At 65.7% G+C, this 15,142-nt stretch carries 15 protein-coding genes; 9 read left to right on the top strand and 6 right to left on the bottom strand.

What is annotated here, in order from left to right; genetic code table 11:
- Positions 1 to 23: 23 nt before the first annotated feature.
- On the bottom strand, positions 24 to 1,610 hold the full coding sequence (locus CAG31_RS06160) for an ABC transporter substrate-binding protein (RefSeq protein WP_085578943.1): 1,587 nt from the start codon (positions 1,608 to 1,610) through the stop codon (positions 24 to 26).
- Positions 1,611 to 2,056: 446 nt separating this feature from the next.
- Here CAG31_RS06160 and rpmB point away from each other — a divergent pair, with 446 nt between their 5' ends.
- Both rpmB and rpmG read left to right on the top strand, forming a co-directional pair.
- Positions 2,057 to 2,290 carry a 50S ribosomal protein L28 gene (gene rpmB / locus CAG31_RS06155; RefSeq protein ID WP_085578941.1) on the top strand — a complete coding sequence of 78 codons (234 nt, stop codon included), beginning with the start codon at positions 2,057 to 2,059 and terminating at the stop codon, positions 2,288 to 2,290.
- Positions 2,291 to 2,301: 11 nt separating this feature from the next.
- Complete coding sequence (rpmG, locus tag CAG31_RS06150) at positions 2,302 to 2,457, top strand: 50S ribosomal protein L33 (RefSeq protein ID WP_003177274.1); 156 nt, start codon at positions 2,302 to 2,304, stop codon at positions 2,455 to 2,457.
- Between the two features lie 173 nt (positions 2,458 to 2,630).
- On the opposite strand, the gene CAG31_RS06145 is transcribed toward rpmG, so the two are convergent.
- Entirely contained in the window at positions 2,631 to 2,993 is a 363-nt protein-coding gene (locus tag CAG31_RS06145; protein WP_085578939.1) for a cupin domain-containing protein, read from the bottom strand.
- A gap of 236 nt (positions 2,994 to 3,229) precedes the next feature.
- On the opposite strand from CAG31_RS06145, the gene CAG31_RS06140 reads away from it, so the two are divergent.
- Positions 3,230 to 4,723, top strand: coding sequence for an aldehyde dehydrogenase (locus CAG31_RS06140; RefSeq protein ID WP_085578937.1), 1,494 nt, complete (start codon positions 3,230 to 3,232; stop codon positions 4,721 to 4,723).
- Between the two features lie 182 nt (positions 4,724 to 4,905).
- A complete protein-coding gene (locus tag CAG31_RS06135; protein WP_085578935.1) occupies positions 4,906 to 6,051 on the top strand; it encodes an MFS transporter in 1,146 nt (381 codons plus the stop codon).
- Positions 6,052 to 6,090: 39 nt separating this feature from the next.
- Here the strand turns inward: CAG31_RS06135 and CAG31_RS06130 are convergent, their stop codons facing one another.
- Positions 6,091 to 7,659, bottom strand: a complete 1,569-nt coding sequence (locus CAG31_RS06130) for a phospholipase D family protein (RefSeq protein WP_085578933.1) — start codon at positions 7,657 to 7,659, stop codon at positions 6,091 to 6,093.
- A gap of 60 nt (positions 7,660 to 7,719) precedes the next feature.
- Positions 7,720 to 9,141 (bottom strand): PLP-dependent aminotransferase family protein, encoded by a 1,422-nt coding sequence (locus CAG31_RS06125; protein WP_085578931.1) that lies wholly within the window; start codon positions 9,139 to 9,141, stop codon positions 7,720 to 7,722.
- 178 nt (positions 9,142 to 9,319) lie between these two features.
- On the opposite strand from CAG31_RS06125, the gene CAG31_RS06120 reads away from it, so the two are divergent.
- Complete coding sequence (locus CAG31_RS06120) at positions 9,320 to 9,565, top strand: DUF1127 domain-containing protein (RefSeq protein WP_085578929.1); 246 nt, start codon at positions 9,320 to 9,322, stop codon at positions 9,563 to 9,565.
- Between the two features lie 82 nt (positions 9,566 to 9,647).
- Here the strand turns inward: CAG31_RS06120 and CAG31_RS06115 are convergent, their stop codons facing one another.
- Positions 9,648 to 10,958, bottom strand: coding sequence for an FAD-binding oxidoreductase (locus tag CAG31_RS06115; RefSeq protein WP_085578927.1), 1,311 nt, complete (start codon positions 10,956 to 10,958; stop codon positions 9,648 to 9,650).
- Between the two features lie 145 nt (positions 10,959 to 11,103).
- Between CAG31_RS06115 and CAG31_RS06110 the strand changes: the two genes are divergently transcribed.
- Positions 11,104 to 11,457: a YkgJ family cysteine cluster protein gene (locus tag CAG31_RS06110; RefSeq protein WP_085578925.1), complete on the top strand. Its 354-nt coding sequence runs from the start codon at positions 11,104 to 11,106 to the stop codon at positions 11,455 to 11,457.
- Between the two features lie 240 nt (positions 11,458 to 11,697).
- Here CAG31_RS06110 and CAG31_RS06105 read toward each other — a convergent pair whose 3' ends face one another.
- Positions 11,698 to 12,186, bottom strand: a complete 489-nt coding sequence (locus tag CAG31_RS06105) for an Lrp/AsnC ligand binding domain-containing protein (RefSeq protein WP_003177284.1) — start codon at positions 12,184 to 12,186, stop codon at positions 11,698 to 11,700.
- A 155-nt stretch (positions 12,187 to 12,341) separates the two neighbouring features.
- Here CAG31_RS06105 and dadA point away from each other — a divergent pair, with 155 nt between their 5' ends.
- From dadA to alr, 3 genes are all read left to right on the top strand, one after another.
- On the top strand, positions 12,342 to 13,646 hold the full coding sequence (gene dadA, locus CAG31_RS06100; RefSeq protein WP_085578923.1) for a D-amino acid dehydrogenase: 1,305 nt from the start codon (positions 12,342 to 12,344) through the stop codon (positions 13,644 to 13,646).
- Positions 13,618 to 13,971, top strand: coding sequence for a RidA family protein (locus CAG31_RS06095; protein ID WP_085578920.1), 354 nt, complete (start codon positions 13,618 to 13,620; stop codon positions 13,969 to 13,971). Before dadA ends, CAG31_RS06095 begins: the two co-directional genes overlap by 29 nt.
- A 94-nt stretch (positions 13,972 to 14,065) precedes the next feature.
- Positions 14,066 to 15,139 carry an alanine racemase gene (gene alr, locus CAG31_RS06090; protein WP_085579509.1) on the top strand — a complete coding sequence of 358 codons (1,074 nt, stop codon included), beginning with the start codon at positions 14,066 to 14,068 and terminating at the stop codon, positions 15,137 to 15,139.
- The last annotated feature ends 3 nt before the right edge of the window (positions 15,140 to 15,142 follow it).

Genomic DNA, 15,142 nt, shown 5'->3' with positions numbered 1-15,142 from the left:
CTACAGGGGCGGGGTTGTGTCTGCTATTTCAGGGTGACCTTGGCGTAGTCCTGCCGCCCGAACGGGCTCACCGAGTAACCCTGCACATCCTTGCGTGTGAGCGCGAAGGCGGTCGGGTGCGCCAGCGGCAGCCACAGGGCCTGTTGCTGGATCAGGGCCTGCGCCTGTTCGTAGAGCTTGCTGCGCACACCTTGCTCGCTGGTGGTCTTGCCGGCGCTGATCAAGCGGTCCAGGTCGGCGTTGCAGTACCGGGCGAAGTTGGTGCCGGACTTGACCGCCGCGCAGGAAAACTGCGGCGTGAGGAAGTTGTCCGGGTCGCCGTTGTCGCCCGCCCAGCCCATGAACAGCAGGTCGTGTTCGCCGGCCTTGGCCCGACGGATCAGCTCGCCCCATTCGATCACGCGGATTTCCGCCTGGATGCCGATCTCCGCCAGGTCCGACTGCAGCAACTGCGCGCCGAGGCTCGGGTTGGGGTTGAGCAGGCTGCCGGACGGGCGCGTCCAGATGGTGGTCTGGAAACCGTCCTTCAGGCCGGCCTTGGCCATCAGCGCCTTGGCCTTGTCCACGTCGTGGGCGTAGCCGGGCAGGTTCTTCGCGTAGCTCCAGGTGTTGGGCGGGTAGGGGCCGTTGGCGGCCTCGGCGGTGTCTTCGAACACGGCCTTGAGGTAGTTGGCCTTGTCGAAGGCGAGGTTGATCGCCTGGCGCACTTCCGGCTTGTCCAGCGGCGGATGCTGGCTGTTGATGCCGACGAAAGCGGTCATGAACGCGTCGGTCTTTTCAACTTTGAGTGTCGGCTCCTGTTTCGCCGCCTGTACGTCCAGCGGTTTGGGCGACAGGGCGATCTGGCATTCGTTGCGCCGCAGCTTCTGCAGGCGCACGTTGGCGTCCGGGGTAATGGCGAAGATCAGCGGATCCACCGCCGGCTTGCCGCCGAAGTAGTCCGGGTTGGCCTTGTAGCGAACCGAGGCGTCCTTCTGGAAGCGGGTGAACACGAACGGGCCGGTGCCCACCGGCTGGCTGTTGAGCTTGTCCGTCGCGCCGGCCTTGAGCAGCCGGTTGGCGTACTCGGCGGAGTAGATCGAGGCGAAGCCCATGCTCAGGGTCGCCAGGAAGGTCGAGTCCGGATGGTCGAGTGTGAAGCGCACGGTCAAAGGATCCAGGGCGTCGATCTTCTTGATCAGCGCCGGCAGCTGCATCGACTGGGCATGGGGGAAGCCGCTCTGGGCCACCTGGTGCCACGGGTTGGCCGGGTCGAGCATGCGGTCGAAGCTGAACTTGACGTCTTCGGCGCTCAGGTCGCGGGTCGGCTTGAAGTAGTCGGTGCTGTGGAACTTCACCTGCGCACGCAGCTTGAACACATAGGTCAGCCCGTCGGTGCTGACGTCCCAGCTTTCGGCGAGGCTCGGGACGACCTTGCCGCTGGCGGTGTCGAAGTCCACCAGACGGTTCATCAGCACGTCGGCGGAGGCGTTGGTGGTGGTCAGCGAGTTGTACTGCACCACGTCGAACCCTTCGGGGCTGGCCTCGGTGCAGACGCTCAGGGCGGCGGCCTGGGCGAGGGGGCTCAGCAGCAGCGGAGCGAGCAAAAGGGGGAGGGCAGCGAGGCGCATGGTCAGATTCCTTTACAGATCGGAGGCCCATCTGCAAGTGCAGTCTGGAAAAGGCCTACCCTAGTGGGCACGGTTGCAAATGACTATCCCTTTTTGCAATTTCAGGGCCGGGTTTGCGGGGTTTTGGCGGTGAAGGGCGGTGCCGGGGGAGCGGATCGCCGGCATCGCCGCTTTTGTGCGACGAGCGGTCGAAATCCTCGACAGCCTTAATCCAAAGCGTCCGCAGGGGCAAATTCCGGCTTTTTGCCAATTGATTGCACACCGATTGTTGTTGCTCTCGGGTCTTTCTGGTATAAAGCAGCGCTCTTTTCTAGGGGCCCGGTTCCTTCGCTTGTAGGTGTAGCCGGTAAGACCTCTAAAGAATCGCGGCGCCTGGCGCCACAATGACTAGAGATTAAGCGGCCAACCCATGCCGGGTTGGGCATGTGGTTTTAGAGGGCTGAGGCATGTCTAGAGTATGTCAAGTTACCGGTAAGGGTCCGGTAACCGGGAATAACATTTCCCACGCAAACAACAAAACCCGTCGTCGTTTCCTGCCAAACCTGCAGCATCACCGCTTCTGGGTTGAGTCCGAGAAACGTTTCGTGCGTCTGCGCGTATCTGCCAAAGGCATGCGTATCATCGACAAGCGCGGCATTGATGTCGTGCTGGCCGAACTTCGCCGCGACGGCAAGATTTAAGGGAGCTAATCATGCGTGAATTGATTCGTTTGATCTCGAGCGCCGGTACTGGTCACTTCTACACTACCGACAAGAACAAGCGTACTACCCCGGACAAAATCGAGATCAAGAAATATGATCCGGTTGTTCGCAAGCACGTGATCTACAAGGAAGGCAAAATCAAGTAATTGATTTTTCCGACCGACGAAAAAGGCCCGTATCTCACGATACGGGCCTTTTTTGTTGCCCCGGTTTTGGGTTGCCGGTCCGGGCCCCTTCGCGGGCAAGCCCACACCGTGGATCTGTGTGGTGTTCCCTGTGGAAGCCAGCCTGCTGGCGTCAGCTAAAGGGGCGCAGATCCTCAGGCCTTCTGCTCGAAGATCACATAGATCTTGCGGCACGCCTCCAGCACTTCCCAGGTGCCCCGGAAACCGGCCGGAATCACAAAGCGGTCGCCGACGCGCAGGGTCTTGGCGTTGCCGTCGCTGTCGCGCAGCACCGACACCCCTTGCAGGATCTCGCAGTACTCGTGCTCGGTGTAGTTCACCGTCCATTGCCCGACCGCGCCTTCCCACACGCCGACGTTCATTTGCCCGCAAGGGCTGTCGTACTGGTTGAACACCGCCTGCTCGGGGTCGCCCTTGAGCACCTTGGCCGGATCCGGCCGGTAGCGTTCGGCTTCGCTGGCGGTCTGGCTGATGTCGACGACGTTCTGGATGTTCATTGTTGTTGTCTCCCGTGGTGGCGACGCGATGGATTGGAAAGGGCCAAAGTCTATGTTTATTAAATTGAACACCGCAAGGTCGTATCGCGGCCTTATGTCAAATATATTGAAACAAACCCGGCCACTGGTTTAGGGTGGCGGGTGCCCTTGGCCGAAATGCAGGCTGGCCGGGCAGAATTCCTGAGGACGGCCGCGAAGAGCGCGGCGCCCGCATCCAACAAGAGGAGGACACTCGAATGACCACCCTGACTCGTGCCGACTGGGAACAACGCGCCCGCGACCTGAAGATCGAAGGCCGCGCCTACCTCAATGGCGAGTACACCGACGCCGCCTCGGGCGAGACCTTCGAGTGCATCAGTCCGGTCGATGGCCGTCTGCTGGGCAAGATCGCCAGCTGTGACGCCGCCGACGCCCAGCGCGCCGTGGAGAACGCCCGCGCCACCTTCGATTCCGGTGTCTGGTCGCGCCTGGCGCCGACCAAGCGCAAGGCCGCCATGATCCGTTTCGCCGGCCTGCTCAAGCAGCACGCCGAAGAGCTGGCCCTGCTCGAGACCCTCGACATGGGCAAGCCGATCAGCGACTCGCTGTACATCGACGTTCCCGGCGCGGCGCAGGCGCTGAGCTGGAGCGGCGAGGCCATCGACAAGCTCTACGACGAAGTCGCCGCCACCCCGCACGATCAGTTGGGCCTGGTGACCCGTGAGCCGGTGGGCGTGGTCGGCGCCATCGTGCCGTGGAACTTCCCGCTGCTGATGGCTTGCTGGAAACTGGGCCCGGCCCTGTCGACCGGCAACTCGGTGATCCTCAAGCCGTCGGAGAAATCCCCGCTGACCGCCCTCCGCATCGCCGCCCTGGCGGTCGAGGCCGGCATCCCGAAAGGCGTGCTCAACGTGCTGCCGGGCTATGGCCATACCGTCGGCAAGGCCCTGGCCCTGCACAACGACGTCGACACCCTGGTGTTCACCGGTTCGACCAAGATCGCCAAGCAACTGATGATCTACGCCGGCGAATCGAACATGAAGCGCGTGTGGCTGGAGGCCGGCGGCAAGAGCCCGAACATCGTGTTCGCCGACGCGCCGGATCTGCAGGCCGCCGCCGAGTCCGCCGCCAGCGCCATCGCCTTCAACCAGGGCGAAGTGTGCACCGCCGGTTCGCGGCTGCTGGTCGAGCGTTCGATCAAGGACAAATTCCTGCCGATGGTGATCGAGGCCCTGAAGGCCTGGAAGCCGGGCAACCCGCTGGATCCGGCCACCAACGTCGGTGCGCTGGTGGACACCCAGCAGATGAACACGGTGCTGTCCTACATCGAAGCCGGCCACGCCGACGGCGCCAAGCTGGTGGTCGGCGGCAAGCGCACCCTGCAGGAGACCGGCGGCACCTACGTCGAGCCGACGATCTTCGACGGCGTGAGCAACGCGATGAAGATCGCCCAGGAAGAGATCTTCGGACCGGTGCTGTCGGTCATCACCTTCGACACCGCCGAGGAGGCGGTGCGCATCGCCAACGACACGCCGTACGGCCTGGCGGCGGCGGTGTGGACCCAGGACATTTCCAAGGCGCACCTGACCGCCAAGGCCCTGCGGGCCGGCAGCGTGTGGGTCAACCAATACGATGGCGGCGACATGACCGCGCCGTTCGGCGGCTTCAAGCAGTCGGGCAACGGCCGCGACAAGTCGCTGCATGCGTTCGACAAATACACCGAGCTCAAGGCGACCTGGATCAAGCTGTGAACCGTTGAGGGGGCCTGCCCGTCAGACCCCCGAAACAGCAGAGATCCCTTGTGGGAGCGGGCTTGCCCGCGATGGCGGTGTGTCAGTCGGCATTTTTGTGTCTGACCCACCGCCATCGCGGGCAAGCCCGCTCCCACATTGGTTTTGCGGTGCACATAACAATATCCACAGGAGCGTGGAACATGCGTTGGGCGACGTATTTCGCCGTGTTGGCGTCTGTCTTGAGTGTCGGCCTGGCCCTGGGGGTCAGCATGCCGCTGGTGTCGTTGCGCCTGGAGGGCTGGGGCTACGGCTCCTTCGCCATCGGTGTGATGGCGGCGATGCCGGCCATCGGCGTGCTGCTGGGGGCGAAGGTGTCCAGTCATCTGGCGGCGCGCCTGGGCACGGCGAACCTGATGCGCCTGTGCCTGTGGGGCGGGGCGCTGTCCATCGGCCTGCTGGCGCTGCTGCCCAGCTACCCGGTGTGGCTGGCGCTGCGGCTGATGATCGGCGTGATCCTGACCATCGTGTTCATCCTCGGCGAGAGCTGGATCAACCAATTGGTGGTCGAGCATTGGCGCGGGCGACTGGTGGCGCTGTACGGCAGCAGCTACGCGCTGAGCCAACTGTCCGGGCCGCTGCTGTTGGGGGCGCTGGGCACCGAGCACGATTATGGCTTTTGGGTCGGCGTGGGCCTGCTGACCGCTGCGCCCCTGCTGTTGCTCGGCCGCAGCGGGGCGCCGAGCAGCGAGGCCAGCAGCGTGACCTTCGGCGATCTGCTGGGATTTGGCCGGGAACTGCCGGCGATCGCCTGGGCCGTGTCGCTGTTCGCCGCGTTCGAGGCGATGATCCTGACGCTGCTGCCGGTGTATTGCCTGCGCCAGGGCTTCACGGCGGAAATCGCGCTGGCGATGGTCAGCACCGTGGTGGTCGGCGACGCGTTGCTGCAACTGCCGATCGGCGCGCTGGCGGACCGGCTGTCCCGGCGCACGCTGTTCACCGGCTGCGCCATGGTGCTGCTGCTGTCGAGCCTGGCGATTCCGCTGCTGATCGACACCTTGCTGATCTGGCCGCTGTGGGTGCTGTTCGGGGCCAGCGCGGGCGGTCTGTTCACGCTGTCGCTGATCCTGGTCGGCGAGCGCTACCGTGACGATGCGCTGGTGCGGGCCAACGCGCACATCGCGCAGCTGTGGGGCATCGGCTGCCTGGTGGGGCCGCTGGCGGCAGGCGCGGGCAGCCAGTGGATCAGCGGGCACGCGCTGCCGCTGCTGATGGCGGTCGGGGCGTTCGGCCTGGTGATCCTGCTGATGCGCCAGGGGGCGTTCGGCAAAGTGGCCGAGCCGGCCTGACTGATCGACCCCTGTGGCGAGGCCGCCACGGGGGCGGGCCTAAAGCATCCGCTCAAGGCCCACGGTGGTGCTGAACCAGGCATTGAACCGTCGCCACCAGCTCCCCGGTTCCTGGGTCAGGGTGTGCAGCTTGCCGTCGTCCTCGGTCACCCACACCACCTTGCCGTCCTCCAGCTTCGCTTCGTAGCTGAGCGCCGGCGCCATGCCCTGCAAGGCCAGTTCCCGCACATGGGCGGCCAGGGCCGGGCTGTCCACCAGCACGCCGACCTCGGTGTTCCACAGCACCGAGCGCGGGTCGAAGTTGAACGATCCGATGAACGCTTTCTTGCCGTCGAAGATCATCGCCTTGCTGTGCAGGCTCGAGTCCGAACCCCGGGAGGACGGCCCGTAGAACAGGCGCGGCCCGCTGCCGCCGGTGGCGCCGGGCTGGCGGCGCAGTTCGAAGAGCCTGACGCCGTGCTCCAGCAGCGCCTTGCGGTACGGCGCATAGCCGCCGTGCACCGCCGGCACGTCGGTGGCCTCCAGCGCGTTGGTCAGCAGGCTCACCGAGACGCCGGCATCGGCGCGTCCGGTCAGGTACACCAGCCCCGGCTGGCCCGGCACGAAGTAGGCGGAAATCATCATCAGTTCCTGGCTGACGCCCTTCAGTTCCGGCGCCAGTTGGGTGGTCAGCAGCAACTGCGGATCGGGCTTGTCCTTGGCCAGCACCTTGCTCGGCGCATCCCACAGCGCCTGGTTCCAGGCCCAGATCAGCTCGCGGCGCCAGATGTCCATGCGCGGATCGGTGCTGTAGGTCTTCAGTTGCCGGTACAGCGCGTGGTTCTGCTGGCGGGTGTCTTCCAGGGATTCTTCCAGGCGGGTGCGGGTGTTCTGCAGGTCCTTGGCCGTCGGCCGGCTGGAGAGGAACTCGTCGACCGGTCGGCTCAGGGCGCTGTTCCAGTACTGGTCGAAGCTGTGCCCCAACTGCTGCGCCACCGGGCCCACGCTGAGCATGTCGATGTCGGTGAAGTTCAGGTTGGGCTCGGCATCGAAATACTCGTCCCCCAGGTTGCGCCCGCCGACGATGGCGGCGGCGTTGTCCGCCAGCCACAGCTTGTTGTGCATGCGCCGGTGCTGCAGCGACAGGTTGAACAGCCGGCCCGCCGCCCGGGTGACGCCGGTGCTGCGGCCCAGGTGCAGCGGGTTGAAGAGGCGGATCTGGATCTGCGGATGGGCTGCGAGCGTGGCGATGACCAGGTCGAGGCCGTCGCTGGTGGTGTCGTCCAGCAGGATCCGCACCCGCACGCCCCGGTCGGCGGCCTTGAGCAGTTCGTCCACCAGCATCCGCGTGCTGACGCCGTCGTGGACGATGTAGTACTGCAGGTCGAGGCTGCTCTGCGCGTTGCGGATCAGTTCGGCGCGGGCGGTGAAGGCTTCGGTGCTGTTGGACAGCAGGCGGAAGCCCGACTGGCCGTTGTGCGGCGCGGCCTGGGCCTGGATCGAGCGGCCGAAGGCGGAGGCCGACGCCGGCAGCGCCTGGCTCGGCTCGCGCGGGACGTCGAGGGTTGCGCAGCCGCCCAGCAGCGCGGTCAGCAACAGCAGAACGGACAGGGGCTGTCTGAAGCTCACGTGGGATCGTTCCGGATGGCGGAGGTGATGGGCATATGGACGCTGAAGGGCCGCGAAAAGTCAGTCGGTCTCGGCCAGCAGGCGGATGGCCGCTGCGCCGACCTTGCGCACCGCGTCTTCGATCTGCGGCGTCGGTTTGGCAGCGTAGTTCATCCGCAGGCAATTGCGGTACTTGCCGGAGGCGGAAAAGATGCTGCCCACGGCGATCTGCACGCCTTGGTCGTGCAGGGCGCGGTTGAGCTTCAGGGTGTCGAAGCCTTCCGGCAACTCGACCCACAGCATGAAGCTGCCTTGCGGGCGGCTGGCGCGGGTGCCGGCGGGAAAGTAGCGGGTCACCCAGTCGATCATCGCGTCGCGGTTGCGCTGGTACTGGGTGCGCATCCGCCGCAAGTGCGGCTCGAAGTGGCCGGCCTTGAGGAATTCGGCGATGGCGATCTGCGGCTGCGGCGCGGTGGAGCCGGTGCTGATGTACTTCATGTGCAGCACCCGCTCCAGGTAACGGCCCGGCGCCACCCAACCGATGCGCAGGCCCGGCGCCAGGGTCTTGGAGAACGAACTGCACAGCAGCACGCGGCCGTCTTCGTCGAAGGACTTGATGGTGCGCGGGCGAGGGTAGGTGTAGGCCAGTTCCCCGTACACGTCGTCCTCGATGATCGCCACGTCGAAGCGCTGCGCCAGGTGCAGCAGGGCGCGCTTGCGTGACTCCGGCATGATGTAGCCCAGCGGGTTGTTGCAGTTGGGGGTGAGCTGGATGACCTTGATCGGCCACTGCTCCAGCGCCAGTTCCAGGGCTTCGAGGCTGATGCCGGTGAGGGGGTCGGTGGGAATCTCCAGCGCCTTCATGCCCAGGCCCTTGAGGGTTTGCATGGCGCCGTGGAAGCTCGGCGAGTCCACGGCGACGATGTCGCCCGGCTCGCAGATCGCATGGATGCTGGTGGACAGCGCTTCATGGCAGCCGGTGGTCACCACCAGGTCGCCGGCGCTCAATTGGCAGCCGGAATCGAGCATCAGCCGGGCGATCTGTTCGCGCAGTTCGAGGGTGCCGTGGATGTTGTCGTAATACAGGCCGGGCATGTCCTGGCGCCGGCTGATCCGGGCGAGGCCGCGCAGCAGCGGTTTCATGGTCGGCGAGGATACGTCGGGCATGCCGCGCCCCAGCTGCACCACGTCCTTGCGCGGCACGGCGCGGATCAGCTCCAGCACCTGGTCCCACTGCGAGATCTCCACCGGGCGCTGCACCGGCCGGCCCACCACCGGCAGATCCGGCAGCTCGCGGCTGACCGGCACGAAATAGCCGGACTTGGGCTTGGGCGTGGCCAGGCCGTTGTCCTCCAGCATCCGGTAGGCCTGCTGCACGGTGCTCAGGCTGACCCCGTGCTCGACGCTCAGGGCGCGCACCGACGGCAAACGGTCGCCCGGCCGGTAGAAGCCTTGTTCGATGCGCGTGCCGAGCAGCTCGGCGAGGTTCACATACAGGGTCATGGCACTGCCTCGTACAGGTGATCCGGTAGACCGGTACAGATGGGGCGAAAATCGACAATTCAGAGCTCAGGAGGGCGAATCTGTATGGAGTTAATACAGATGCGTTGAATCTGTAATGCTTTTGCTCGCCCGCGCATCATGGAATCTCTCGCTACCCAAGTAAACAGGAGCAAAGAAAATGAACGGCTTGAGCGATGTGCGGCTGACGTTACACAGTCAGGAACTGGCGGCAGGGCAACAGGACAGCGCGCGCAATGAGGCCCTGCGCAACGCCCCGTCCGGCCTGGGCCGCTGGGGCCTGTTCTGGCACCGTCTGCACACGCGCAGGGCGTTGCTGGGGCTGACGCCGCAGCAGCTCAAGGACATCGGGCTGACCCGGGAGCAGGCGCTGGAGGAGGGGCTCAAGCCGTTCTGGCGGATCTGAGCCTTTTGCGGCCCCATCGCAAACAGGCTCGCTCCCGCGGCGAAAGGTGGGAGCGAGCCTGCTTCCGATCAGGGCAAGGCCTTCAGACCAGCTCCTTGAGCCGGTGCCACAGCATCCCCAGCGCCAGCAGCGGCGAGCGCAAATGCTTGCCGCCGGGGAAGGTGATGTGCGGCACCTGGGCGAACAGGTCGAACCCGCCGCCGTGCTGTCCGCTGATGGCTTCGGCCAGCAGCTTGCCCGCCAGGTGCGTGGCGTTCACCCCGTGGCCGGAGTAGGCCTGGGCGTAATACACGTTCGGCCGCCCCGCCAGCCGGCCTATCTGCGGCAAGCGGTTGGCGCCGATGCCGATCATCCCGCCCCACTGGAAATCGATCTTCGCGCCCGCCAGCTGCGGGAACACCTCCAGCATCTTCGGCCGCATGTAGGCGGCGATGTCCTTGGGGTCGCGCCCTGAATAATGGCAGGCACCGCCGAACAGCAGGCGCCGGTCCGCCGAGAGCCGGTAATAGTCGAGCGCCACGCGCTGGTCGCAGACCGCCATGTTCTGCGGCAGCAGCTCATGGGCCTGGGCTTCGCTCAGCGGTTCGGTGGCGATGATGTAGCTGCCGGCGGGCAGCACCTTGCCGCCCAGTTGCGGGTCGAGGCCGTTGAGGTAGGCGTTGCAGCCCAGCACCAGGGTCTTGGCGCGCACCGTGCCCTGGGTCGTGTGCACCCGCACTTCGGGGCCGTGGTCGATGCGGGTGACCGCCGAGCGCTCGAACAGCTTGACCCCCGACTGCTGCGCCGCCGCGGCTTCGCCCAGGGCCAGGTTCAGCGGGTGCAGATGCCCGGAGCCCATGTCGATCAGGCCGCCGACGTAGCGTTTGGAACCGACCACGGTGTGCATCTGGTCGGCCGGCAGCAGGCGGGTCTCGTGGCGGTAGCCGAGGCTGCGCAGTTCTTCGGCGTCTTCGGCGAAACCGTCGAGGTCGCGGGGCTTGTTGGCCAGGTCGCAATAGCCCCAGGTCAGGTCGCAGGGAATCTGGAAGCGTTCCACGCGCCGGCGGACGATCTCCACCGCCTCCAGGCCCATGAGTTTCATCTGGCGCACGCCTTCGGCGCCGATGACGTTGGCGAACTGATCCAGGCCATGGCCGACCCCGCGGATCAGTTGCCCGCCGTTGCGGCCGCTGGCGCCCCAGCCGATCCGGTTCGCCTCCAGCAACACCACGCTGAGGCCGCGTTCGGCCAGCTCCAGCGCGGTGTTGAGGCCCGTGAAGCCGCCGCCGACCACGCACACGTCCGCGGCCACCTCACCCTGCAGCACCGGATGGTCGGGCTGCGGCAGGCTGCTGGCGGCGTAGTAGGAGGCAACGTGGGGCTGGCTCACGGTGGCGTGGGCGCGGGCATTCATGGGCGTCATCCTGAGCGGGTGTCGAGAAAATTTGACGGAGGATAAGCCGGACGCCGGAAGCCGGGCAACACCGGTCGGCCATCGCTGTCTGGATCACGGCTTTTGCGGCACAATCGCCGCCTGTTCCACGTCGGTCATCGCGTCCATGAGCTGCAACAGCCAGAAAATCCGCTCCCTGCGCCAGCAGATCCCCACGTTCGACTGCGTGCCGGGCTGCCACGACTGCTGCGGCCCGGTGACCACCTCCCCGGAGGAGATGGCGCGCCTGCCGCGCAAGACCCGCGCCGAACAGGACGCGGCCATGGACGCCTACAACTGTGTGCACCTGGGGCCCGAAGGCTGCACGGTGTATGACGAGCGGCCGCTGATCTGCCGGCTGTTCGGTACGACACAGACCTTGCCTTGCCCGAACGGGCGCAGGCCTGTGGAATTGATCCATCCGCGGGTGGAGCGGCAGGTGTTCGAGTACATGGCCGAGAACCGGCAGGTGCTGGTTTGAAGCGTTCGCGCTAAATCCGCGGCGACCCCATCGCTGGCAAGCCAGCTCCCACAAGTCTAGCGGTGAGCGTAGATTCTGCGAACACCTATTGACCCTGTGGGAGTGACTTGCCAGTGATAAGGCCGGCCGGCTCAGGCTCTCTTCCCACAAGTCCAGAGGTGAGCGTAGATTCTGCGAACACCTTTTGACCCTGTGGGAGCTGGCTTGCCAGCGATGGGGCCGGATCAGGCACCGCAAATGTCAGTCGGGAATCGGCAGGCTCAGGCTCTCCTTCACCTCTTCCATCACGATGTAGCTCTTGGACTCGCGCACATGGGGCAGCTTGAGCAGGATGTCGCCCAGCAGTTTGCGGTACGAGGCCATCTCGGAAATCCGCGCCTTCACCAGATAGTCGAAATCCCCTGACACCAGGTGGCACTCCAGCACATGGGGCAGTTTCAGCACCGCGCGTCGGAACTCTTCGAAGGTGTCGCCGGATTTGTAGTCGAGGCTGATCTCGACGAACACCAGCAGGCTACCCTTCAAATGCTGAGGGTTGAGCCGGGCGTTGTAGCCCATGATGATCCCCTCGCGCTCCAGCCGCCGCACCCGCTCCGTGCACGGCGTGGTCGACAGGCCGACCTTTTCCCCAAGCTCCGTGAAGGAGATCCGCCCATCCGCCTGAAGGATCCGCAGGATGTTGCGGTCGATCTTGTCCAGCTCGCGTTTGGTCTGAGTGTTGGTACGCATAGGGGATGCGCCTCCGTGAAAAGGGTTTTTGCCGAGAATTGTCGCCAAATATAGGCGCTTATACAGTGAAAAGCACTGGCGATTCTTTCTTACACTGCGCGCATCATTGCTCTGACAACAGGTTCGCGGTCTGGCCGCGGCGAGGGATACAAAAAATGCGCGTCATGGTCTTGGGTAGCGGCGTCATCGGCACCACCAGTGCCTATTATCTGGCCCGCGCCGGGTTTGAAGTCGTGGTGGTCGACCGCCAGCCGGCGGCCGCCATGGAGACCAGCTTCGCCAACGCCGGCCAAGTGTCGCCGGGCTATGCCTCGCCGTGGGCTGCGCCGGGCGTGCCGCTCAAGGCCATCAAGTGGCTGCTGCAGCGTCACGCGCCGCTGGCCATCAAGGCCACTGCCGACATCGACCAGTACCTGTGGATGGCGCAGATGCTGCGCAACTGCACCGCCAGCCGCTACGCGGTGAACAAGGAGCGCATGGTGCGGCTGTCCGAGTACAGCCGCGACTGCCTCGACGAACTGCGCGCCGAGACCGGCATCGCCTATGAAGGCCGCAGCCTGGGCACCACTCAGCTGTTCCGCACCCAGGCCCAGTTGGACGGCGCCGCCAAGGACATCGCCGTGCTGAAGGAGTCCGGCGTGCCGTTCGAAGTCCTCGACCGCGCCGGCATCGCCCGGGTCGAGCCGGCCCTGGCCAACGTCACCGACATCCTGGCCGGCGCCCTGCGCCTGCCGAACGACCAGACCGGCGACTGCCAGATGTTCACCACCCGCCTGGCGGAAATGGCCGCCAAGCTCGGCGTCGAGTTCCGCTTCGGCCAGGACATCCAGCGCCTGGACTTCGCCGGCGACCGCATCAACGGCGTGTGGATCGACGGCAAGCTGGAGACCGCCGACCGCTACGTGCTGGCCCTGGGCAGCTACTCGCCGCAACTGCTCAAGCCGCTGGGCATCAAGGCCCCGGTGTACCCGCTCAAGGGCTACTCGCTGACCGTGCCGATCACCAACCCGGCGATGGCTCCGACGTCGACCATCCTCGACGAGACCTACAAGGTCGCGATCACCCGTTTCGACAACCGCATCCGCGTCGGCGGCATGGCCGAGATCGCCGGTTTCGACCTGTCGCTCAATCCGCGCCGGCGCGAAACCCTGGAGATGATCGTCAACGACCTTTATCCTCAGGGCGGCAACCTGGCCGAGGCGAGCTTCTGGACCGGCCTGCGTCCGACCACCCCGGACGGCACCCCGATCGTCGGCGCCACCCCGTTCAAGAACCTCTTCCTGAACACCGGCCACGGCACCCTCGGCTGGACCATGGCGTGCGGCTCCGGCCGTCTGCTGGCTGACCTTATGGCCAAGAAAAAGCCGCAGATCAGCGCCGAAGGCCTCGACATTTCCCGTTACGGCAACACCACCCAGGAGTCCGCCAAGCATGGCAATCCAGCGCCAGCTCACCAATGAGCGCATGAGTCAGATCGTCACCCACAACGGCACCGTGTACCTGGCCGGACAGGTCGGCGACGACTTCAGCGCCGGGGTCGAACAGCAGACCCGTGACGTGCTGGCCAACATCGAGCGGCTGTTGGACCTGGCCGGCACCGACAAGCACCACCTGCTGTCGGCGACGATCTACCTGAACGACATCGGTGCGCACTTCGCCGCCATGAACGCGGTCTGGGACCAGTGGCTGCCCAAGGGCGTCGCGCCGGCCCGCGCCACCGTCGAAGCGAAGATGGCCCGGCCCGATGTGCTGGTCGAGATCTCGGTGATCGCCGCACAGCCTTGATCCGACGCTGAAAAATCCCTCTCCCGGCGCTGTTGGCGGTCAACGCCAGCCGGCGCCGGTTTTTCTTCCCATGACCGCCCAGAAGTCTGCCGCCATGCGTCCTGCCCGTGCCCTGATCGACCTTCAAGCCCTGCGTCACAACTACCGTATCGCCCGCGAGACCACCGGAGCCAAGGCGCTGGCGGTGATCAAGGCCGACGCCTACGGCCATGGCGCGGTGCGCTGCGCCCAAGCCCTGGAGGCCGAAGCGGACGGCTTCGCCGTGGCCTGCATCGAAGAGGCCCTGGAACTGCGCGCCGCCGGGATCCGCGCGCCGGTGCTGCTGCTCGAAGGCTTTTTCGAGGCCGACGAGCTGGCGCTGATCGTCGAGCACGACTTCTGGTGCGTGGTGCATTCGCTGTGGCAGCTCGAAGCGATCGAGCAGGCGGCGTTGAGCAAACCGGTCACCGTGTGGCTCAAGCTCGACTCGGGCATGCACCGCGTGGGCCTGCATCCCAAGGATTATCAGTCGGCCTACCAGCGGCTGCTGGCCAGCGGCAAGGTGGCCAAGATCGTGCTCATGAGCCACTTCGCCCGCGCCGATGAGCTGCACGAGCAGAGCAGCGCCGATCAGGTCGCGGTGTTCGAGGCCGCCCGCAAGGGCCTGGCGGCGGAAATCAGCCTGCGCAACTCGCCGGCGGTGCTGGGCTGGCCGCAGATCCCCAGCGATTGGGTGCGCCCGGGCATCATGCTGTACGGCGCCACGCCGTTCGAAGAAGCCAACGCCGTGGCCGAGCGCCTGCAACCGGTGATGACCCTCGAATCGAAGGTCATCAGCGTGCGCGAATTGCCGGCCGGCGAGCCGGTCGGCTACGGCGCCCGGTTCATCACCGACAAGCCGATGCGCATCGGCGTGGTCGCCATGGGCTACGCCGACGGCTATCCGCGCCAGGCGCCGACCGGCACCCCGGTGCTGGTGGCCGGCCAGCGCAGCCGCATCCTGGGCCGCGTGTCGATGGACATGCTGTGCATCGACCTGACCGACGTGCCGCAGGCCGGCCTCGGTTCCACCGTGGAGCTGTGGGGCAAAAACATCCTCGCCAGCGACGTGGCCAAGTGGGCCGACACCATCCCCTACCAGATCTTCTGCAACCTGCGCCGGGTGCCGAGGCTCTATTCCGGGGATTGACGC

It is taken from the genome of Pseudomonas sp. R25(2017) (assembly GCF_002112565.1).
In the GTDB taxonomy this organism is placed as follows: Bacteria; Pseudomonadota; Gammaproteobacteria; order Pseudomonadales; family Pseudomonadaceae; genus Aquipseudomonas; species Aquipseudomonas ekonensis.
This window is presented reverse-complemented; position numbering and strand designations above follow the sequence as displayed.